This window comes from Protaetiibacter larvae (assembly GCF_008365275.1).
Lineage (GTDB): Bacteria > Actinomycetota > Actinomycetes > Actinomycetales > Microbacteriaceae > Homoserinibacter > Homoserinibacter larvae.
In genome coordinates, this window is the sequence record NZ_CP043504.1 from 2,016,499 (window position 1) to 2,036,811 (window position 20,313).

19 protein-coding genes and 2 tRNA genes are annotated in these 20,313 nt (G+C 71.5%); 4 read left to right on the top strand and 17 right to left on the bottom strand.

Features of this window, described 5'->3' with window-relative positions; genetic code table 11:
• Nucleotides 1–32: 32 nt before the first annotated feature.
• The 3 genes from FLP23_RS09520 to FLP23_RS12275 all read left to right on the top strand — a co-directional run bounded on the left by FLP23_RS09520 (nt 33) and on the right by FLP23_RS12275 (nt 4,864).
• A complete protein-coding gene (locus FLP23_RS09520) occupies nt 33–3,755 on the top strand; it encodes an SCO7613 C-terminal domain-containing membrane protein (protein WP_149325643.1) in 3,723 nt (1,240 codons plus the stop codon).
• A 280-nt stretch (nt 3,756–4,035) separates the two neighbouring features.
• Entirely contained in the window at nt 4,036–4,635 is a 600-nt protein-coding gene (locus FLP23_RS09525) for a site-specific integrase (protein WP_149325644.1), read from the top strand.
• Between the two features lie 85 nt (nt 4,636–4,720).
• Complete coding sequence (locus FLP23_RS12275; RefSeq protein ID WP_168200414.1) at nt 4,721–4,864, top strand: hypothetical protein; 144 nt, start codon at nt 4,721–4,723, stop codon at nt 4,862–4,864.
• 466 nt (nt 4,865–5,330) lie between these two features.
• Here FLP23_RS12275 and FLP23_RS09530 read toward each other — a convergent pair whose 3' ends face one another.
• From FLP23_RS09530 to FLP23_RS09545, 4 genes are all read right to left on the bottom strand, one after another.
• Nucleotides 5,331–6,527: an AIPR family protein gene (locus FLP23_RS09530; protein WP_168200415.1), complete on the bottom strand. Its 1,197-nt coding sequence runs from the start codon at nt 6,525–6,527 to the stop codon at nt 5,331–5,333.
• A 229-nt stretch (nt 6,528–6,756) separates the two neighbouring features.
• Nucleotides 6,757–6,833, bottom strand: a tRNA-Ile gene (locus FLP23_RS09535).
• Nucleotides 6,834–6,857: 24 nt separating this feature from the next.
• The gene (locus FLP23_RS09540) at nt 6,858–8,093 is read right to left on the bottom strand and encodes a glycosyltransferase (protein WP_246139951.1); all 1,236 of its coding nucleotides are present in this window, start codon (nt 8,091–8,093) and stop codon (nt 6,858–6,860) included.
• A gap of 39 nt (nt 8,094–8,132) precedes the next feature.
• A complete protein-coding gene (locus FLP23_RS09545) occupies nt 8,133–9,086 on the bottom strand; it encodes a DMT family transporter (protein ID WP_246139952.1) in 954 nt (317 codons plus the stop codon).
• Nucleotides 9,087–9,126: 40 nt separating this feature from the next.
• Here FLP23_RS09545 and def point away from each other — a divergent pair, with 40 nt between their 5' ends.
• Nucleotides 9,127–9,693 (top strand): peptide deformylase, encoded by a 567-nt coding sequence (gene def / locus FLP23_RS09550; protein WP_149325646.1) that lies wholly within the window; start codon nt 9,127–9,129, stop codon nt 9,691–9,693.
• Nucleotides 9,694–9,743: 50 nt separating this feature from the next.
• On the opposite strand, the gene FLP23_RS09555 is transcribed toward def, so the two are convergent.
• The 13 genes from FLP23_RS09555 to FLP23_RS09615 form a co-directional block, all read right to left on the bottom strand.
• A complete protein-coding gene (locus FLP23_RS09555) occupies nt 9,744–10,058 on the bottom strand; it encodes an AzlD domain-containing protein (RefSeq protein WP_149325647.1) in 315 nt (104 codons plus the stop codon).
• Nucleotides 10,055–10,759, bottom strand: a complete 705-nt coding sequence (locus FLP23_RS09560; protein WP_149325648.1) for an AzlC family ABC transporter permease — start codon at nt 10,757–10,759, stop codon at nt 10,055–10,057. The genes FLP23_RS09555 and FLP23_RS09560 overlap by 4 nt, the downstream gene beginning before the upstream one ends.
• Complete coding sequence (locus FLP23_RS09565) at nt 10,752–11,162, bottom strand: response regulator (protein WP_149325649.1); 411 nt, start codon at nt 11,160–11,162, stop codon at nt 10,752–10,754. Before FLP23_RS09565 ends, FLP23_RS09560 begins: the two co-directional genes overlap by 8 nt.
• On the bottom strand, nt 11,159–12,073 hold the full coding sequence (locus tag FLP23_RS09570; RefSeq protein WP_246139953.1) for a sensor histidine kinase: 915 nt from the start codon (nt 12,071–12,073) through the stop codon (nt 11,159–11,161). The genes FLP23_RS09565 and FLP23_RS09570 overlap by 4 nt, the downstream gene beginning before the upstream one ends.
• A 68-nt stretch (nt 12,074–12,141) precedes the next feature.
• Complete coding sequence (locus FLP23_RS09575) at nt 12,142–12,465, bottom strand: SHOCT domain-containing protein (RefSeq protein WP_149325650.1); 324 nt, start codon at nt 12,463–12,465, stop codon at nt 12,142–12,144.
• Between the two features lie 95 nt (nt 12,466–12,560).
• Nucleotides 12,561–13,232 carry a response regulator gene (locus FLP23_RS09580; protein ID WP_149325651.1) on the bottom strand — a complete coding sequence of 224 codons (672 nt, stop codon included), beginning with the start codon at nt 13,230–13,232 and terminating at the stop codon, nt 12,561–12,563.
• Nucleotides 13,229–14,428 (bottom strand): sensor histidine kinase, encoded by a 1,200-nt coding sequence (locus tag FLP23_RS09585; protein ID WP_149325652.1) that lies wholly within the window; start codon nt 14,426–14,428, stop codon nt 13,229–13,231. The genes FLP23_RS09580 and FLP23_RS09585 overlap by 4 nt, the downstream gene beginning before the upstream one ends.
• 93 nt (nt 14,429–14,521) lie before the next feature.
• Nucleotides 14,522–14,594 (bottom strand) — tRNA-Asn (locus FLP23_RS09590).
• Nucleotides 14,595–14,715: 121 nt separating this feature from the next.
• The gene (locus FLP23_RS09595) at nt 14,716–15,693 is read right to left on the bottom strand and encodes a lactonase family protein (protein WP_149325653.1); all 978 of its coding nucleotides are present in this window, start codon (nt 15,691–15,693) and stop codon (nt 14,716–14,718) included.
• Entirely contained in the window at nt 15,690–16,487 is a 798-nt protein-coding gene (locus FLP23_RS09600) for an ATP-binding cassette domain-containing protein (protein ID WP_246139954.1), read from the bottom strand. The genes FLP23_RS09595 and FLP23_RS09600 overlap by 4 nt, the downstream gene beginning before the upstream one ends.
• Nucleotides 16,484–18,142 carry an ABC transporter ATP-binding protein gene (locus tag FLP23_RS09605; RefSeq protein WP_149325654.1) on the bottom strand — a complete coding sequence of 553 codons (1,659 nt, stop codon included), beginning with the start codon at nt 18,140–18,142 and terminating at the stop codon, nt 16,484–16,486. The genes FLP23_RS09600 and FLP23_RS09605 overlap by 4 nt, the downstream gene beginning before the upstream one ends.
• Nucleotides 18,142–19,164, bottom strand: coding sequence for an ABC transporter permease (locus FLP23_RS09610; protein ID WP_149325655.1), 1,023 nt, complete (start codon nt 19,162–19,164; stop codon nt 18,142–18,144). The genes FLP23_RS09605 and FLP23_RS09610 overlap by 1 nt, the downstream gene beginning before the upstream one ends.
• The gene (locus FLP23_RS09615; protein ID WP_149325656.1) at nt 19,164–20,252 is read right to left on the bottom strand and encodes an ABC transporter permease; all 1,089 of its coding nucleotides are present in this window, start codon (nt 20,250–20,252) and stop codon (nt 19,164–19,166) included. Before FLP23_RS09615 ends, FLP23_RS09610 begins: the two co-directional genes overlap by 1 nt.
• Nucleotides 20,253–20,313 lie beyond the last annotated feature (61 nt).

A 20,313-nucleotide genomic window follows, 5' to 3' on the forward strand; every position in this document is an offset into this window, starting at 1 on the left:
GTTCGGGACGGCGCGCTCGGTAGGGTCGCCCCATGGCCTGGACCGACGATGTCGCCACCTACCTCCTCGACGCCTCCGCCTGCCCGCGGTGCCACACCCGCTCGTGGAATGGGGCGCCCGCGCTCCAGGCAGGCGTGTGCGCGCGCTGCGGCACGGATCTGCGCGGCGACGCCGGCGCGGAGCTGTGGGCGGCATCCGAGGCGGTCGTCGACGCGGCCCGACGCCGGCAGCAGCTCGTGGACGCGCTTCCACGCGTGACGCGCGAGGTGCCGTCGCCCGGCGTCTCCACCGCGGCGGCGGCACCCGACCCCCTGCCGGCATCCGGGCCGGCGACCGTCGTCGCCGCGGCTCCCGCGCGTGAGCGCTCGACGGTGAGCCTGCAATCGGTGCTCGCGGTGGTCGGCGCCGGATTGCTGGCGGTCGCGGCGATCGTCTTCACCTTCCTCAACCCCGATCTCACCGATTTCGCCACGCGCACTACGATCATCGCCGTCACGACGGCACTCTTCCTGGGCGGCGCCTGGTTGCTCAACAGTCGGCGCCTGCACTTCTCGGCGGAGGCGGTGGGGGCGCTCGGCATGGTCTTCCTCGCCCTCGACGTCTGGGCCTTCTCCCGGGCGGCACCGGACGGCGTGAGCGCGTGGTTCTTCGGTGCGCTCGGCGCGGCGGTCGCCGGCGTCGCGCTCCTGGCGCTCGGACGATGGCTGCGGCTGCGCACCTGGATCTGGACCGGGCTCGTCGCCCTCACGATCGTGCCCGCGTTCGTCGGCTACGGGCTCGACGAGAACGCCGGCTTCCCGTCCCGCGGCTGGGCGGTCGTGTGGGGTCAGGTGGCGGTGTTCTTCGCAGCCTGGGGTCTGCTCGAACTGCTGCGGCCCCTCGGGCGACGGCTGGATTCGCGCATGCTCGCCGACCGGGTCACGCTCACCGTGCTCCAGTTGCTCACGGCCCTGCTGGTGATCCCGGCCGTTCTCAGCGCGGATCTCATGAGCCTCACCGTCTGGGAGCTCGTGGTCGCTGCCGTGCTGAGCGCCCTCGCCCTCGGCGCCTTCCTCACGACCCGCGTGTTCCTCCGCGTCTTCTGGAGTGCGGTGGGGGGTGTTCTCACGGTCGCGGCGGCGCTCACGGCGGCGAACACCCTCCTCGCGCCGGACTCGTCTCCGTGGCGTCCCGCGCTGCTGCCCGCGGTCGCCGCCGCCGTGCTCGTCCTCGTCGCCCTCCTGCGGCGCACCGGCTCGGTGCAGCGGACGGCGCTCGTGGTCGGCACCGCGGGAACCGCGGCGGCCACCGGACTCCCCGGGCTCTTCCTCGTGCTGGGCGGGGTGCTCGGTGTGCCGCTCGCGGCGTGGACGTCGCGCTCGGCGGCGGTGATCGATCCCTCGGCCGCCACCGCGATCACGGCAGCCGTGCTCGGACTCGCCGCGCTCGCCGTCGGGCTGTGGGCGCTGTCGCGCGGGGTGGATCGGCTGGGCGCTCGCCACGGCTTCGCGGTGTCGGCCGCCTGGACGGCCGCGGTCGCCGCCCTCGGGATCCCGTTCTCGTTCCCGGGCGGCGTCGCGTTGCCCCTGGTCTTCGCACTCGGCCTCGCGGCCGCCGCCTCCGTGCTCCTCATCGCCTGGCCGGCGCTGCGCGAGGCTCGTGCCTCGTATCGAGCTCCGCTCATCGTGCTCGCCCACCTGCTGCCCGCGATCGCGGTGCTCCTGTCCTGGCCGGAGGCGGCCGTCGCCGCCCTCACGGGTCCGGTCGCGGTCGCCGCGCTCGCGCTGGCCGCGCGCACGGTCCGCCCGCGCGTGCGGCCCGTGCACACGGCCGTCGGCTTCGGCTACCTGCTTGTCACAGGCGCCGCGGCCCTGAGCCTGACCGCGCTCGAGCAGCTCCCGATCCTGTGCCTCATCACGACCGCCGCAGCGGTCGTCGCCATCGCCGCCTCGCTCACCTCCTGGCTGCCGGTGGGCAGCTGGTACGCGCTGCTCGGGGTGACCGCGGTGCCGTTCGGCATCGGCGTGGTGTCGGTGCTCATCGAGCGCGGTGCGTGGACGGCGTTGTCGACCGGGGTCATCTTCCTGCTCGCGGCGACCCTGCTGCTCACGCGTCGAGAGGGCGCGACCGGGCCGCTGCGGATCGGCGCGGCGGCACTCCTCGTGCCGACGCTCGCGGTCGTGGTCGTCTGCCTCACGGCGGAGCTGCCGCAGAGCGGGTCCCCCTACGCCCTGCCGATCATCGCGGTCATCGTGGCGTGCGCGCTGCCGACGACCGGCATCCTGCGCGATGCGCTCGCCCGGCGCGGCCTCCCGGCGGCGACGGCCGACGCGGTCCGGCTCGCGGTCGAGGTCTCGTCGCTCGTCACGGGCGGCATCGCCGTGATCCTCGCCCTCGTCCGCATCGCCGCGGGGTACGAGATCGCGTTCATCGTGCTGCTCGTGCTGGGCCTGGGGGCCGCGGCGACCGCGCTCTGGCTGAAGCGCCGCTACGGCTGGTGGACGGCGGGCGCGGCCTGGACCGGCGCCCTGTGGTGCGCGTGGGCGATGGTCGGCGTGAACGTCGTCGAGCCGTACCTGCTGCCGCCCGCCGTCGCCGCCATGGTCGTGGGGCTCGTGCTCGTGGCGCGCCGACGCGACACCGCGGCCGCCCGGCCGGCCGCCGCCCTGTTCGCCACCGGACTCGGGATCGCCGTCGTGCCCTCGCTCGCCATCCTCGCGATCACCGGCAACGGCACCGGCACCTCGTTCGACGACGCACCCGTGCTGTGGCGCGCGTACGCCCTCGTCGCGGCGGGCGTCGTGCTCACGGTGCTCGCCGGCTGGGTGACGCGGCCCGCGGGCTCGACGACGACGCGGTTCGAGCCGATCCGGGTGCCCCTGATGGTCGGTGCCGTCGCGGCGTCCGCGGCCGGTGTCGTGCAGGGGGCGCGCCTCGGCTGGGAGCGGGATCCGCTGCCCCTTGTGGATGTCCACCCCATGCTGCAGGTGCTCGCCTTCGCGGTGCTCGCCGCGGCGACGGCCGCGACGGTCGGCAGACTCGCGCAGACCGCCGGGGCGACGAATCGCTGGGGATACCTCCCCGTGCCGTTCTTCCTCGTGCTCGGTCCGATGACGGCGATCGAGAACGACCCGACCTCGATCTGGACGCTCTGGGTGCTCGAGCTCGTGCTGCTCGCGGCGATGATCGCGACCGCCTGGCGCGCGCGCACCCGGCAGGTGGCCTTCCCGCCGGTGTGGCTGCAGTGGTCGCTCGCGTGGGTCGTCGCCGTCGTGGCATGGAGCCAGCGCGAGGTGCTGCGGGTGGAGGGCTTCGCGCTGCCCCTCGGGCTCGCACTCGTCCTGGTGGGCGCGCTCGCCCTCGTGCGCGGCGCCCGCGAGGGCGAGCGGCGCACGCTCACGAGCTGGCCGATCGGCTTCAGCGGCTCCTGGGCGCTGCTGGCACCCGGCATCGTGGCGACACTGCTGCCGTCCATGCTGGCGACCTTCACCGACCCGCAGACCTGGCGCGCCATCCTCGTGATCGCCCTCGCCCTCGTCGCCGTGCTCGCGGGGGCGCGCAAGACCCTCGCCGCCCCGTTCATCCTCGGCATCTCGGCGCTGCCGCTCGAGATCCTGATCGTGTTCCTCGTGCAGCTCGGCGAGACCATCAACCCGCTGCTCTGGTGGATCACCCTCGCGACCGCCGGCATCGTGCTGCTCGTGATCGCCGTCGGCTGGGAGCGCCGCACCGGCGCGGACGCCTCCCTCGGGGCGCGCCTCCGTGACCTGCGGTAGGCCGCGCCCCGCGAATGGTCGTATCCGGTGGCTCATCCGGCGGAATAGCTCACCGGATACGACGGCTCGCGGAGAGTAGGGCGGACGGGACTTGAACCCGTGACCGACGGATTATGAGAGTGCGAACCTCACCTTCGGACATGACCCGCTTCAAGCGCAAGCAACCCCGACTGGCCCCAGAGCACCTCGGCCAGTGGTCTTCGGAATCGGAGCGACACGTGGGACTCGCGACGATTCCCCTGAGCACGATAGGAGTTCGTACGCGGTGCCTCATGCGCTCATGGCGGGTTCGACCGGCGAGATGCTGGGCTTGCAGGTGCGGGACGTGAACCTCCTGCGGCGCACCGTGGACGTGAAGCGGACCTACCAGTACACTCGCGCGGGATGGGTCGAGGGCACGCCTGAGAGCGACAAGTCCACCCGCACCGTGCCGCTCCGACGGGCGCTCGTGGACGACCTGACGACCTACCTCGCGGAGCCCCCGCACGGCGACGACCCAACCGCGCCACTGTGGCCGGGCCGCAACTATGCGGGCGGCGGCGAGTGGCGGGGCAGGCTCGACTGGACCACGCGCATGAACTACGACTCGTTCTATCGGCGGCAGTTCCGTGAGGCTGCGCGGGCGATCGGACGCCCGACGCTCCGATTCCACGATCTGCGCCACACCGCCGCTAGCCTGTTCGCCGCGAGCGGGATGCCACTGGTGCGGGTCGCGCGGGTGCTCGGCCACGCCGACGCCGGCATGACCTACCGGGTGTATCTCCACTTCCTCCCGGACGACTTCTTGGCGGATATGGAACGCCTCGACGCCTACATCGCCCCTGCGCGGCGAGCCACCCAGACCGCGCCGCTACCCCTGCGACGGGGCGAGGGAGAGTAATGGACACCGCCGACAAGTTGCGAACCGGAGCCGACGCCGGGCGAGTCGAGTTCGAGGATGCCTTCTGGGGTGTGATCGCCACGCCATGACGCACGCACCGGCGGGCGACCGTCTCAACCTGCGCGACGTCAGAGCCGAGGGCACGTTCGAGGCAGCGGTGCTTCCGACCGTGCGCATGGCACGGGAGCGCGCCGTCGAGGCTCTCGTGCTGGAGGCGATGATCGAGTAGGGCACCTTCCCGCCCTTCACCGCCGATCCGCCGGAGGAACGAGGCCGAGGACGGCTGACACAGACTCTCGGCAGACTGCCGAAGCCGCACTCGGCGGTCACCGAGCATCAACAAACCCACCAAGGAGAAGATCGTCAAGAACTCGATCCCGTACGCAGACGAGAGCCGCACGGCTCGGCTGCTCCGCCAACTCGAAGCCGTAATCGTCGAGGAGGTCTACGCACGAGTCGCAGAGCACCTTCAGCAGATCGACAACGACTCAGAAGTCCGCGTCCTCAGCACCGAGAGAGTCTTCGAGCGCCTTGGCGTCGCGCTGATCCAGCAGACGCCTCGACTTCCAACTCGCCTCGAAGCAGCGCAGCGCAACCGCTGGCGCGCCGAGTCCGCTGCGTAGGTCAACCGCGAGCAGCCCTCCGGCCTTTGTCAGGCGCGGAGGGCTGCTCGTCACTAGCGACGGCTATGGGCGCTAATCCGAAACCCGCCGCCGGAGGTCGGCGAGTTCGAGAGTCCGGCTCGTCGCTCGGTAGAGCATCACCGAACGGCCCGCGTAGTGGGTATTCCCGTTGTGCTGGCGCATGACCGAATCGTGTACCTCGCGGAGCACCTCGGAGCCGTACTGGTCCCACAGCCCCTTGATCTCCTCGAACGGATAGCGCCACTCGGCGGCACCTTCATCAGGCACCGAGACGAGAGCGCGAAACGCAGCGAAACTCGGGACCGCTGCTGGCTTGATCAGGCGGACATCCGAACCGCTCGCGCGCCCGCTCGCGTCAATCAGATAGGGGAACTTGAACAGACCGTTTGGCCGGGTCTCGGCGATCTTCGTCTTGCGGAACACCCCGTTCCAGACCTTCGGCGCCGTGATCCGGATGTATTCGTAGAGTTCCAGGGCCTCCAGCGCGATATCCGCGAACTGCATCACGCGCTCGGGGTCCTTCAGGTAGGCGCGGAACACCGTCGACAGTCGAGCGTAGGTGTTCTCGATGCCCACCGGATCCTCGAGCGGGTAACGGTTCGGATCGAGGGCCATGAGGAGCGCGAGCACCTCGCGAACGTCGTACTCGCCGTCGTCGCCCTCGTGCCACGCCACCGCGGACTGTCCGTTGACGTGAGTGGCGAGGGCGTCCTTGAGCCAGTCGAACTTGTTGCGGAGATCAGCGAGGGACTCTTCGCGAACCTGCATAGACGTGTTCAGCCCGTCAGCAAGGTCGGCAACGGCATCCGACGGGACGCCGACATGCACCTTGATCTCGACGTATTGGTCCTCGGGGATGTTTCCTTCCTCCTGCGATTCAAGGATCAACTGGTAGCTGTGGTTGCCGTTGGCGATGCCCTGCTTGACCTCGCGGTCGAACACGAGCCGGTACGTGTCCTCGTCGATGCGCTCGACGCGTTCGGCGATCACGACGATCCCACCGTGCTTCAGATGGAACGCGCCCGAACCTTCGGCACCGAGGAGCGAGGCGCGGACCTTGCGATAGACCTGGCGATTCAGGTTGGGCTCACGCGGATTGGCGTCGTCCGGGATGCCGGACGGGACGTCTTTCGCGCGTACCCGGAGGACGTACGACTCGACCCCGGCGAACTCAGGGGGCGCATCCTTCAGGGCGGGGAAACGGCGGGAGAGAGGCGCGTGGATGATCACGCTTTCGTGCTTTGACACGGTGATTCCTAACTGTGCAGGTCCAGCCTCCGGCCGGACGTTCCTTGGTCGATCGCCGAGTCCACGGCGCCGATGTAGGTCTGAAAGTACCAGGGCGGCCCGACATTGGCGGCCAACGCGCACGCGCGTTGCGCGTCCGGACTTCGACACGCACTCGACTTGGAGCGCTTTTGGGAGTGTTTTCGCTTGAAGACGTTCCAGCGATACACGCAAACTCGCCCGAAATCATTGGTAGGGCGGACGGGACTTGAACCCGTGACCGACGGATTATGAGTCCGCTGCTCTAACCGGCTGAGCTACCGCCCCGCGTACACGCTACCGGCGCGGTGGTCAGCTCGCGGCCGACTCGGGCTCCGTGTCGGTCACGGGGTCGATCACCGTGCGGCCGCGGTAGAGCGACTCGAAGATGTCGAGGGTGCGCTGGATGTCGTGCGCCTCCACGGTGCGCAGCGCGCCCTTCTTGAGCCGGGTCAGCTCCTCGGGGCTCGCCGTGAGGATGCTGCGCAGGTGCCCCGCGAACTCCTCGATGTCGCCCGGCTGGTAGAGGTAGCCGTTCTCGCCCGAGTGCACGAGGTGCGGAAGCGCCATGGCATCGGCGGCGACCACCGGAAGGCCGGAGGCCAGCGCCTCCATGGTGGCGATCGACTGCAGTTCGGCGCGCGACGGCATCGCGAACACGGTCGACGCCGTGAGGGTGGCGCGCAGCACCTCGTCGGTGACACGCCCGGTGAAGTGCACGCGATCCGCGATCCCGAGCTCGCGCGCCCGCGCCTCGAGCTTGGGGCGCACCTCGCCGTCGCCGATGATCTCGACCTGCACGTCGAGGTCTTTCAGCAACGCCGCGGCCTCGATGAGCTCGTGGACGTACTTCTCCTCGTCGAGGCGCCCGAGGAAGCTCACCACGTTGCCCGTTCGCGGCGTGAAGTCGGGCGTGTAGAAGCTCGTGTCGATGCCGCAGGAGATCGCGTGGACCCCGGTGAGCCCGGTGCCCTTCTCGAAGAAGTCGGCGGCGCGGCGGGTGGGCGCCGTGACCTCGTCGGCGAGAGAGAACCACTTGCGCGCCGAACCCCACTGGATGCGGGCCAGCCAGGCGAGCGTCGGCTTCGGCAGGATCTCCACGTGCTGCAGGATGTTCTCCGGCATCGTGTGATTGGTGCCGACCAGGCGGATCCCGTGGCGCCTCGCCGCCGGGGCGAGCCCGCGCCCGACCACGATGTGCGACTGGAAGTGGATCGCATCCGGCTTCACGGCGCGCACGAGCTTCTCGGCGTTGGCCTTCACGCGCCACGGGAGCATGAACCGCAACCAGGGGTGCGGCAGCCAGCGCCACGAGTAGATGCGGTGCACCGTCAGCTCGACGCCCTCGTGCGTCTCGGTGAAGGTGCCCACCTGATGCTTCTGCGCGGGCGCCATGACATGCACCCGGTGCCCGCGGCGGGCGAGCCCGGCTGCGAGGTTGCGCGTGAAGGTGGCGGCGCCGTTCACGTCGGGGGCGAAGGTGTCGGTGCCGATCAGGACGGTCAGTCGCGGCTCGGAGTCGGGGTTCGACGGCGGCGCGTCGGTCACTCGGTCTGTCCCTCGGTCGGCGGTTACAACCCCTCCAAGTTACCTCAGGGTCGGCTGCTCACCCGTCTCTTCGCGATGGTGGGTCTGCGGGTGGTACTTCGCGAGCCGGAACACGCCGAAGATCGCCACGCCGCCGGCGACCGCCCACACCACGAGAGCCCACACCGGCGTGGCGGAGGCCTCGCCGAGCACGAAGATGCCGATCGCGACCGCGACGAGCGGATCGACGACCGTGAGGCCGGCGATCACGAGGTCGGGTGCGCCCACCGAATAGGCGGTCTGCACGAAGTAGAAGCCGAGCGCCATCGCGAGCAGCAGGCAGATCGCCCCGACCACGGTCACCCAGTCGAGGTTGTTGTTGAGGATGCGGTTGATGACGACTTTCGCGATGCTCGCCACGAAACCGTAGAGCACCCCGCCCGCGACGATGTAGAACATCGCCCCGACGCGCTTGCGGAAGAAGACGAAGGCGGCGCCGAGCAGCAGGAGCACCCAGCCGAGGATCCCCAGGATGATGATGAGCTGCGTCTCGCGGATGATGTGCTCCTTCGCGAAGAAGGCAGCCACCGTGACGAACACGCCGATGCCGGCGACGCACATGACGATCGCGCCGATCGCGAACCGCGAGAGCTTCATCCGGGACACCCGCGCGTTGAGGATCGAGGTCAGCACGAGGGCGACGATGCCGATCGGCTGCACCACGATGAGCGGTGCGAAGCCGAGCGCCGTCAGCTGCAGAGCGATCGCGAGACCCAGCATGACCGTGCCGGTCACCCAGCTCGGGCGCGCGAGCAGTCGAACCAGCTGCCCGCCCGAGAGCCCCGACTTCTCCCCGGTGCCGTGCCGCTCCTCGACCGTGACCACGCCGCGATGCTGCAGCTGGGCGCCGAGGGACAGGAACACGGCGCCGACGACGGCGATGAGGATCCCGATCGGCGCCGAACCGGAGAACGCCTCCGCGATCCCGTCGGCGAAGGGGATGACGTCGGGCACCTGTCGAATCTACCTTCCCATCCCCCGATATCCTGAGCGAATGGCCGTACTCCCGATCCGGATCTCTGGCGACCCCGTGCTGCACAGCCGCGCGCAGGAGGTCGAGGAGATCGACGAGAGCCTCTCGACCCTCGTGCACGACATGGAGGACACCATGTCGGCGGCGCCCGGGGTGGGGCTCGCGGCCCCGCAGGTGGGTGTGTCGCTGCGGCTGTTCGTCTACAACTGGCGCGACGAGGAGGGGGTGCTGCATCGCGGCACCGCCATCAACCCTCAGTTGTTGATCTCGCCGCCGCCGATCGGGGTGGCGGATCCCGACGACGAGTCGGAGGGCTGCCTCTCGATCCCGGGCGAGCGCTTCCCGCTGCTGCGCTCCCGCACGGCGCTGCTGCGGGCCGTCGAGCTCGACGGGACGCCGTACGAGATCCTCGCGACCGGGTGGCTCGCCCGCATCTTCCAGCACGAGTTCGACCACCTGGACGGCATCCTCTACGCCGACCGGCTGGAGGCCGAGCATCAGCGTGCGGCGCAACGCGCCATCCGGCGGCGCAAGTGGGGCGTGCCGGGCCAGTCGTGGCTGCCCGGCCGCGACCACCTCGAGGACTGATCACGCCGGCTCCCCCGCTGATCGAGTAGCCGCGCAGCGGCGTATCGAGATCACCCCAGCCAGCCGAGCACCCGCACGAGCGCCGCGATCGCGGCCGCCGCGACCACGACCACGATGAACGGCGCGCGCAGCGCGAACAGCACGGCAGCGACCAGCACGGCGGGCACGCGCGCATCCACGATGATCCCTCCCCCATGCTCGAGCGTCTGCGTCGCGGTGAGCGCCGCGAGGAGCGCGACCGTCAACAGCGTCGCGACGCGCGCCGGGGTCGGGCGCTCGAGCAGGCTCGCCGGCACGAGGTAGCCCGCGAGCTTGAGCGCGAACACCGCGATCGAGGCGAGGAGGATCACATGCCACACGGTCATGCGATCCGCCTCCCCCCGAGGTTCGCGACGCCCACGACGACCGCCACGAGGGCGGCCGCGAGCACGGGCACGCCAGCCGGGAGCCACGGCACCAGTACCGTCGCGACGACCCCCGCCGCGACGGCGACGACGATCGGCTGACGCGCCGTGAGCCGCGGCCACAGCAGTCCGAGGAATGCGGCGGCCGCGGCCGCGTCGAGTCCGTACATCCGCACGTCCCCCACGAGGTCGCCGAGCAGGGCGCCGATGAGGGTTGCGAGGTTCCACCCCAGGTAGATGATCGCGCCGGTCGCCCAGAAGCCGACGCGCTGACCGCGCAGGCTCGGCTGCGCGACGGCGACCGCGGTGGACTCGTCGATCGTCCAGTGCGCGGCGGCGAGCCGCTTCCACCAGGGGCCGCCGACGATGGGCGACAGCCGCATCGCGTAGAGCGCGTTGCGCGCCCCCAGCAGGGTGGCGCTCGTGATCGCCGCGGGCGCCGCCGCCACGCCCCCCGAGGCGAGCACGCCGATGAGGGCGAACTGCGACCCGCCCGAGAACATGAACAGGCTCAGCACGCACGCCTGCCAGACATCCAGCCCGGAGGCGACGGCGAGCGCGCCGAACGAGACGCCGTAGGCCGAGACCGCAAGCCCCACCCCGAGCGCCGCACGGATCGCGGGACCGGCGGGATCCGACGGTGCGGCCTGGGTCTCAGTCATCGCCTCGGAAGGCGGCGGCCTCGCGGATCACCGTGAACAGCGATTCGGGATCGACGTCCTTGTAGAGGATCGCGTACGCACCCGAGACGGCGGCGGCCGGAACGTGATCGTCGACGTCGACGGTCGCCAGCAGCACGATGCGCGGCGCCCGTCCGAGGCCGCGCACCTGGGGGTCGGCGAGGATGCGTCCGGCCGCGACGAGGCCGTTGACGCGCGGCATCTGCACATCCATGAGCACGACGTCGACGTGCTCGCGGCGCAGGATGCCGAGCGCCTGCGCCCCGTCGCCCGCCTGCGCCACGACCTCGAGGTCGGGCTGCGAGCCCAGCAGCATCCGGAACCCCTCGCGCTGATCCGCGGAGTCGTCGACGAGCAGCACCCGGATCGGCCTCCGGGGGGTCACCGCGCTTCCAGCCGCACGCCGTGCACCCCGTTGTGGTACTTGAGCGAGGGGAACACCGCCTGCACCGTGAAACCCACTCCCGGCACGGTGTGCGCCTCGAAGACACCCCCGAAGAGCTCGGTGCGTTCGCGCATCTCGGTGATGCCGCGGCCGCTCGGCGCCTGGGTGAGGGCGGCGAGGTCGTCGTCGATCGTGTAGTTGTGCTTCTGCGCCTCGATATAGGGGTCGAGGCCGCTGCGGATGGCGGCGGCCCGGATGCCGTCGTCCTCCACGAGCACCTTGAGGCCGTCGTCCGTCCACCCGAAGGCCACCTTGGCGCGCGTGCCCTCGCCGCCGTGGGTGAGCGCGTTGCTGAGCGCCTCCTGCAGGATGCGGAAGATCGCGAGCTCCGCGCCGGGACGCAGCTCGTGCCGCTCGCCCGACTCGGTGAACTCCACGTCGAGACCCGCGTCGCGCATCACCTTGAACAGTTCGCGCGCCGAGGAGAGCCCCGGTTGCGGCGCCGCCTCCGCCTCGCCGTCGCGGACGACCGTCATGACCCGGCGCAGGTCGGCGAGGGTCGCCCGTGCCGACTCGGCGATCACGGCCGCGCTGCGGCCGGCGGCGGCCGGATCCTGGGTGGCCGCGTAACGGGCGCCGTCAGCCTGGCTGATGATGACCGTCACCGAGTGCACGGCGATCTCGTGCAGTTCGCGGATCATCCGCAGCCTGCTGCCCTGCTCCGCGAGGGCCAGCTCGAGGTCGATCCGCTCGCGCTCGGCGGTCGAGCGGTCGAGCCGCGCGAGCCGGGCCGCGCGGCGGGCGCGCCGCCACAGCACGAACACGAGCACCAGGAGCAGCACGAGGACCGCGGCGACCGCGGCGAGCACCACGACGAGGCTCGTCGCGTTGTCGTTCAGCCAGTCGTCCACACAGCTCCTCGTCGAGATCGATCGGGTGCCAGCGTAGCGCCGTGCGGTGCGCCCGCGCGCTCAGCGGCTCACTGCGGCGGCAGCGGGGATTGCGCGCGGAGCACCTCGAGTCGGGCGCGATACTCCACCTCGTCGATGTCGCCGCGCGCGTAGCGCTCGGCCAGCACCGTCTCGGCGCTGCGGGCCGCCTGGGCGGAAGCCCACGGACCCGCGGCCCCGGGGCCGGCACCCCACGGACCCGGATGCCACCCGCGGCGGCGCCGGGTGACGGCGAGCGTGATGATGAGGCCGATGATGAGCAGCCAGAACACGATCGGGATGAACACGAAGCCCCAGCCTCCACCCCATCCGGGGTGGAACGTCGCGGCCGCGAGGGCGATGGTCGAGTGCATGTCGGAATCTCCTTCCGTCGACCCCCTCGTGGAGCCGACGCCTCCACGCTCCTCGTCGGGCGGCGGATGCGCGTCCGCCCGCCGGTGTCTTCCGCCTACTCCCCCGGGAGCACGCCGGGTGCGACGAGCCCGGTCTCGTAGCCCACGATCACGAGCTGCACGCGGTCGCGGGCGCCGAGTTTGGTCATGATCCGCGACACGTGCGTCTTCGCGGTGAGCGGGCTGAGGTACAGCCGTGCACCGATCTCGTCGTTGGTGAGGCCCTGCGCCACGAGCGCGAGCACCTCGCGCTCGCGCTCGGTGAGCGCGGCGAGGCGAGTGGTGTCCGGCGCGGGGGCGAGCGTGCCCGCGACCCGGCCGAGCAGGCGCCGGGTGACGCTGGGGCTCAGCAGCGCCTCGCCCGCCGCGACGACGCGCACCGCACGGATGAGCTCGACGGGTTCGGTGTCCTTCACGAGGAAGCCGCTCGCGCCGGCGCGGATCGCGTGGGCGACGTAGTCGTCCAGCTCGAAGGTCGTCACGATCACGACGTGCACGCCCGCGAGCCGCGGCTCGGCCACGATGCGCTCGGTGGCCCACAGACCGTCGCCGTCCGGCATCCGGATGTCCATGAGCAGCACGTCGGGCCGCTCACTCGCCGCGAGCGCGACCGCCTCCCGACCCGTGCCCGCCTCCCCCACCACCGTGAGGTCGGGTTCCGATTCGAGCAGGCTGCGGAAGCCGGCCCGGATGAGCTGCTGATCGTCGGCGATCGCGACGCGGATCATCGCGCCTCCCGGGGAAGCTCGGCGCGCACGGTGAAACCGCCATCGGTGCCGAGCTCGAAACGCCCGCCGAGCAGTTCGGCGCGCTCCCGCATGCCGAGCAGCCCGCGTCCCGGCTCGACAGCGCCGACCCGGCCGTCGTCGCGCACCTCCACCATGAGGCGTCCCGCCTCATCCGCGAGCCGGACGCGCACGCTGCTCACCCCCACCCCGTGCCGGGCCGCGTTGGTGAGCGCCTCCTGCACGATGCGGTAGGCGGCGGCGCCGGCCGCCGTGGAGACGGCGACCCCGCGCAGCTCGTCGACGAGCTCGACCCGCGCACCCGGGATCCCGGCCCCGGCGACGAGCGCGGGGATGTCGCCGATGCCCGGCTGCGGCGCGAGCGGGCTGCCCTCGCCGTCGGCACGCAGCACCCCGAGCACGGCGCGCACCTCGTCGAGCGCGGTCTTGCTGGTCTGCTTGATGGAGGCGAGCGCCTCCACCGCCTGCTCGGGCCGGGTGTCGGCCAGGTGGAGCCCCACCCCCGCCTGCACGTTGATCTGGCTGAGCGAGTGGGCGAGCACGTCGTGCAGCTCGCGGGCGATCCGCATCCGCTCCTCCTCCGCCGCGGTGAGCCGCTTGCGGACCGCCGCCGCGCGGTACTCGCGCACACGCTCGCGGCGTGAGCGGATGCCTTCCCCGATCCCCATCACGAGCAGCAGCACGAGGGTCGTGCCGACGACGCGCGGCGGGGTCCACGTCTCGCTCGTGACGAGGATGCCCGCCACGAGCGCCACCGACCACCCGGCGGCGAGCGAGATCCAGGCCCAGCCGCGGGCGCCGCGCACGATCGCCCCGACGAGCGCGAAGGCGAGGGCGATCGGGGGAGGTCCGCCGTTGACGCCGACGAGCAGTTCGCCCACCGCCGCCGCGGTCGCCACGGCGACGACCGGCCCCGGCAGGCGCCGCGCGGCGATGAGGGCGAGCGGCCCGACCGCCGCAAGGGCGATGGTCAGCGCGCCGATCCACGGCTCGGGCTGCGCGATCCGCACGCCGATGGTCGCCGCCGGCAGCTGCACGAGTGCGCTCAGCACGACCGGCACCCAGAGTCGCAGGCGACGGCTCGGCCCCCAGCTGCGCTCCGGATCGCCCCACGCCCACGGCCCGCCGCCCCACTCGGCGCCACCCTGCGCACCAGGGTGCTCGGGTGGGCGCGGCATGGCACGATGCTACGCGCGGACGCCCGCCGCGACGTCGGCCGAGCGGTGCGCGCGGGTACTCCCGTGGGAGTAATCCCGGAGAATGAGGTGGAGCTCCCCGGCTTGGACTCGAACCAAGAACCTATCGGTTAACAGCCGATTGCTCTGCCAATTGAGCTACCGAGGATCGCTGCGAACAGCCCGGCTAGCTTAGCAAAGGTTCGGGCGGCTCCCGTGCACGGGGCGGCGGTCTCGAGGTGGTCGAGGAGCGCCCGCGCGGCGGACGCGTCGTGCGGCCACCGGCGCCGCTACAGGGCCAGAATGCGTGTCGGCGCCGGGGTCGTCACCGCGGCGATCGGCACGGGGATGCCGTCCGCCCCGATCCGGAAGGTGGCGATCGTGTCGGAGAGCTGGTTCGCCACATGCAGCAGCTCGCCGTCGACGAGCAGGTGCCGCGGCCAGTGCCCGCCCGACGGCACGGATGCGATGCCACGCGCCCCGTCGTCCTCGAGTGCGATCACCGAGACGAGGTCGGCGCCGCGCACGCCGGCGTAGAGGTGTCGTCCGTCCGCCGACAGGCTGAGAGCCGCCGCCTGATCGGCACCCGGGGTCGCGCCCGGGAGGGCGAGGATCTGCACGATCTCGAAGTCGATGCCCGCCGGGTCGAGGATGAGCAGCTCGCAGCTCCACTCCCCCAGCAGCGCGAGCTCGCCCGACGGCAGCGCGATGAGGTCCCGCGGGCCGGTGCCCTCGGGCAGGGCGAGCGAGTCGATGCGCTCGAGACGCCCATCGGCGCCGCGCGCGTGCACATGCAGGCGGTCGGCGCCGAGGTCGAGGGTGAGCACCCGGCCGTCGGGCAGCACGTGCACGTGGTGGGCGTGCGGCCCGTCCTGCGCGGGCAGCGGACCGGAACCGGACCCCTCGAGCCGCTGCGCAGGCGCGGTTCCGCCGTGCCGCAGCACCGTGATCGCGCCGTCCCCGTAGCTCGCCACCGCGACCGTGTCGTCATCGAGGAACGCCGCGTGACAGGGCCAGCGTCCGCCCGTGGCGACCACGCCGTCCGCTGCCCAGCCGTCCCCGTCGCGCCGGAACCAGGCGAGCCCGCCCGTACCCTCGAGCGTCGCGACCAGCCGATCCCCGCGCACGGCCAGCCACGACGGTGACGGGCACGCCAGCACAGGGCCGGCGACGACGACGGTGCCGTCGGGGGCGGAGCGGGCCGTCGCGATGCCCGCGGCGCCGCCGCCCATGTCGGCACCGTAGGCGCCGATCAGCAGAGAGCTCATGAACTCAATTCTGCAAGGCGGCGCACGTAGGGGTGCAGTGGATGCGCGAGCACCTCGTCGACGCCGCCGTACCCGACGACGAGCCCGGCGTGCAGCACGGCGATCCGATCCACGATGGTGCGCAGCTCCCGCAGGTCGTGACCCACGATGAGCGCGCTGAACCCCAGCTCGCGCTGCAGTTCCGCGACCACCTGGAGGATCGGCCCGCGGACGAGCACATCGACGCCCATCGTCGGGTCGTCTGCGACGAGCAGCTCGGGCTCGAGCACGAGCGCGCGGGCGAGGGCGATGCGCTGGCGCTGCCCCCGGCTCAGCTCGTGCGGGAACCGTTCGAGCACCGAGAGCGGCAGGCGCACGGCATCCACCAGCCGCGCCACGACCGCACCCGCCTCGAGCCGGTCGAAGTGCTTGTCCCGCTGGAAGATCGGCTCGGCGACGTTCTCACCCACCGTGAGGTGCGGCTGAAGGCTCGATCCGCCGTCCTGCGGCAGGTAGCCCACGCGGAGCGCGAGGGCGTCGCGCCGGCGGGAGGAGTTCCGGCGCAGCTCGGTGCCGAGCACGCGCAGCCGGCCACCCACGATCTCGGGCGTGCCGCGCTCGCCGGGGGCCGTCTGCGCGGCGATCACCCGCGCGAGCGTCGACTTGCCCGCCCCCGCCTCACCGATCAGCCCGAGCGTCTCGCCGTCGAGGATCTGCACAGACACCCCGTTGAGGGCGGGCGTCTCGTCGCGGCCGTAGGCGACCGTCAGGTCGTCGGCCAACACCGCGACATCCCGCAGCTCGGCGCCGGTCACGACGGGGAGCCTCCGAGCGCCTGCAGCGCGAGCCGACGTTCGGCCTGCTCCTCGGGATCCGGGACCGGCAGCGAGGCGAGCAGGCGCTGCGTGTACGGGTCACGCGGCGCACCGAGCACCTGCGCGGTCGGCCCCTCCTCCGCGATCTCGCCGTGGTGCAGCACCACCACCCGATGGGCGACCCGGTCCACCACCGCGAGATCGTGGGTGATGAACAGCGATGCGAAGCCGAAACGGGCCTGCAGCTCTTCGAACAGCTCGAGCACGCGTGCCTGCACCGAGACGTCGAGGGCGCTCGTCGGCTCGTCGGCGATGAGCAGCTTCGGATCGAGGGCGAGCGCCCGCGCGAGGCTCGCACGCTGCCGCTGACCACCGGACAGCTCGTGCGGGTAGCGATCGCCGTACGAGCCCGAGAGCTGCACGGCCTCCAGGAGCTCGTCCACGCGATCCCGGGCCGCGGTCGGCGACTCGGCGACGCCGTGCACGACCAGCGGCTCCGCCACGCACTCGGCGATCGTCAGCAGCGGGTTGAAGCTCGTGGCCGGATCCTGGAACACGAAGCCGAGCTCGCGACGCTTCGTGCGGAAGCGGCGCTCCTTCACTCCGATCATCTCGGTGCCGAGGACGCGCAGCGAGCCGCCGGTCGCGGGGGTCAGCCCCGCGATCGCACGGCCGATCGTCGTCTTCCCGGACCCCGACTCCCCCACCAGGCCGACGACCTCGCCGGGCTGGATCCGCAGATCCACGCCCTTCACCGCGAGGAAGGGCTTGCGGCCGAAACGGCCGGGGTATTCGATCTCGAGCCCGGTCGCCTCGACGACGGGCGGCTCGTCCGTCACGGCCGGGGCGGCGCGTTCGACGAGCTCCACGCGCGGGACCGCCGCGAGCAGCTTCTGCGTGTACGGGTGCCGCGGGGCCGCGAACAGCTCGCGCACCGGCGCGGTCTCGACGATCTCGCCCTGGTACATGACCGCCACGCGGTCCGCGAGGTCGGCCACGACACCCATGTTGTGCGTGATGAGCACGATCGCGGTGCCGAACTCGTCGCGGCACCGTCGCAGCAGCTCGAGGATCTCCGCCTGCACCGTCACGTCGAGCGCCGTCGTCGGCTCGTCCGCGATCAGCACGGAGGCGTCGAGGGCGAGCGCCATGGCGATGACGATGCGCTGCTTCTGCCCGCCCGAGAACTGGTGCGGGTAGTCGTCGACGCGCTGCTCCGGCTCCGGGATGCCCACTCGCCGCAGCATCTCGATCGCATGCGCGCGAGCCTGTTTCGTCGTGTACTTGCCGTGCGCCCGCAGACCCTCCGCCAGCTGCCAGCCGACCGTGTACACCGGGTTGAGGGCCGTCGACGGCTCCTGGAAGATCATCGCCGCCTCGGTGCCCCGCAGTTCGCGCAGGCGGTGGCGGTCGAGGCGCACGACGTCCTCGGATCCCACGAGCACCGCGCCCGAGAGCGTCGCCGTCTCCGGCAGCAGCCGCAGGATGCTGCGCGCCGTCACCGTCTTGCCGGAACCGGATTCGCCCACGATCGCGAGCACCTCGCCGGGTGCCACCTCGAGGTCCACCCCGCGCACGGCCTGCACGGTGCCGCCGTCGGTGTCGAAGGAGATCCGCAACTGACGGATGTCGACGGCCGGCTGGTTCGCGCCCATCAGATCACCTCTCCGAGTTCCTCGCCTGGCGCCGGCTGCGCGGCCGCAGCCGCCTGCGCCGGCGTCTCGGCGGGCTTGCGCCGGGCCCGCAGGCGCGGGTCGGCGAGGTCGTTGAGGCTCTCCCCGATGAGCGTGATGCCGAGCACCACGAGCACGATCGCGACGCCCGGGAAGATCGAGGTCCACCAGATGCCGCTCGTGACGTCCGAGAGCGACTTGTTGAGGTCGTAGCCCCACTCCGCGGCCTTGCTGGGCTCGATGCCGAAGCCCAGGAAGCCGAGACCCGCGAGGGTGAGGATCGCCTCCGAGCTGTTGAGCGTCAGGATGAGCGGAAGCGTGCGGGTCGAGTTGCGCAGCACGTGACGGAACATGATCCGCCCCGTGCGCGCGCCGACCACCTTCGCCGACTCGACGAAGGCCTCCGACTTGATGCGCACCACCTCGGCGCGCACGACCCGCAGGTACTGCGGGATGAACACGACCGTGATCGAGATCGCCGCCGCGAAGATGCCGCCCCACAGGCTCGACTGCCCGCCGGAGATGACGATGGCCGCGACGATCGCGAGCAGCAGGCTCGGGAAGGCGTAGATCGCGTCGGCGATGACGATCGTGATGCGGTCGAACCAGCCGCCGATGTACCCGGAGAGCAGGCCCAGGAACACGCCGATGAACACCGACAGCACGATCGCCACGATGATCACCAGCAGCGCGGTCTGCGCACCCCAGATCACCCGCGAGAGCACGTCGTAGCCGCCGACCGTGGTGCCCAGCAGGTGCTCCGCGCTCGGCGGCTGCTGCGCACCGAACAGCCCGTTCGGGCCGCGCAGCTGGTTGTAGCCGTAGGGCGCGAGCAGCGGCGCGAGGATCGCCACCACGAGGAAGATCGCGGTGATCACGAGACCCGTGACGAGCATCCCGCGCTGCAGCCCGACGCTCTGCCGCAGCTGCTGCAGCACGGGCAGCCGGTGCCACCACACTCGCTTCGCGCGGGGTGTGGTCGGGGCCGAGGAGGTCGTGGCCATCAGTACCTCACCCGCGGGTCCAGGATCGCCGCGATGATGTCGACGATGAAGTTGGTGAGCGCGACGATCACGGCGAGCAGGGCGACGATGCCCTGCACGGCGACGAAGTCGCGTTTGGAGAGGTAGAGGGCCAGCTGGAAACCGAGACCCTTCCACTCGAAGGTGGTCTCGGTGAGCACCGCGCCGCCGAGCAGCATGGCGATCTGCAGGCCGATGACGGTGATGATCGGCACGAGTGCGGGCTTGAGCGCGTGCTTGCGCACGAGCCGGAACTCGCGCACCCCGCGGGAGCGGGCGGCATCCACGTAGTCGCGCGAGAGCGTGCCGATGACGTTCGTGCGCACGAGCCGCAGGAACACTCCGGCGGTCAGCAGGCCGAGGGCGAGCGCGGGGAGCACGGCGTGGGCGAGCACATCCCCCACCGCCTCCGCGCTTCCCGTGCGGATCGCGTCGATGAGGTAGATGCCGCTCGGATCGCCGAGCGCCTCGATCTTGATCTCGGTGCGGGTGGAGGCGCGCCCCGCGACGGGCAGCACCTTGAGCCACACCGAGAAGACGAGCTTGAGCACGAGGCCGGCGAAGAACACCGGGGTGGCGTAGCTCAGGATGGCGAAGACGCGCAGTCCCGCATCCCCCCAGCGATCGCGGAAGTAGGCGGCGACCATGCCGAGCGGGATGCCCACGATGAAGGCGACGATGAGCGCGTAGAAGACCAGCTCGAGGGTCGCCGAGCCGTACGTCCACAGGATGTCGGTGATCGGGCGGCCGTCGGTGATCGAGCTGCCGAAGTCTCCCGTGAACACGCGACCCAGGTACTCGAGGTACTGCACCATGATCGGCCGGTCGTATCCGGCCTCGTGGATGCGCTCGGCGAGCTGCTCGGGCGTGAGCCGGTCGCCGAGGGATGCGGTGATGGGGTCGCCCGTCAGGCGCATGAGGAAGAACACGAGGGTGACGAGGATGAAGATCGTCGGGAAGATCAGGAAGAAGCGCACCAGCAGGTAGCGCCAGATGCCCCCACCCGTCGGCCGCTTGCGCGCCGTCGCTCCGGCGCCGGGCGGCGCCGTGGGGGCCGTGACGGTCGTCATGTCCTGTGGATCTCCCTCGTGGCGACGAGAACGGGGCGGCCCTTGCGTGGCCGCCCCGTTC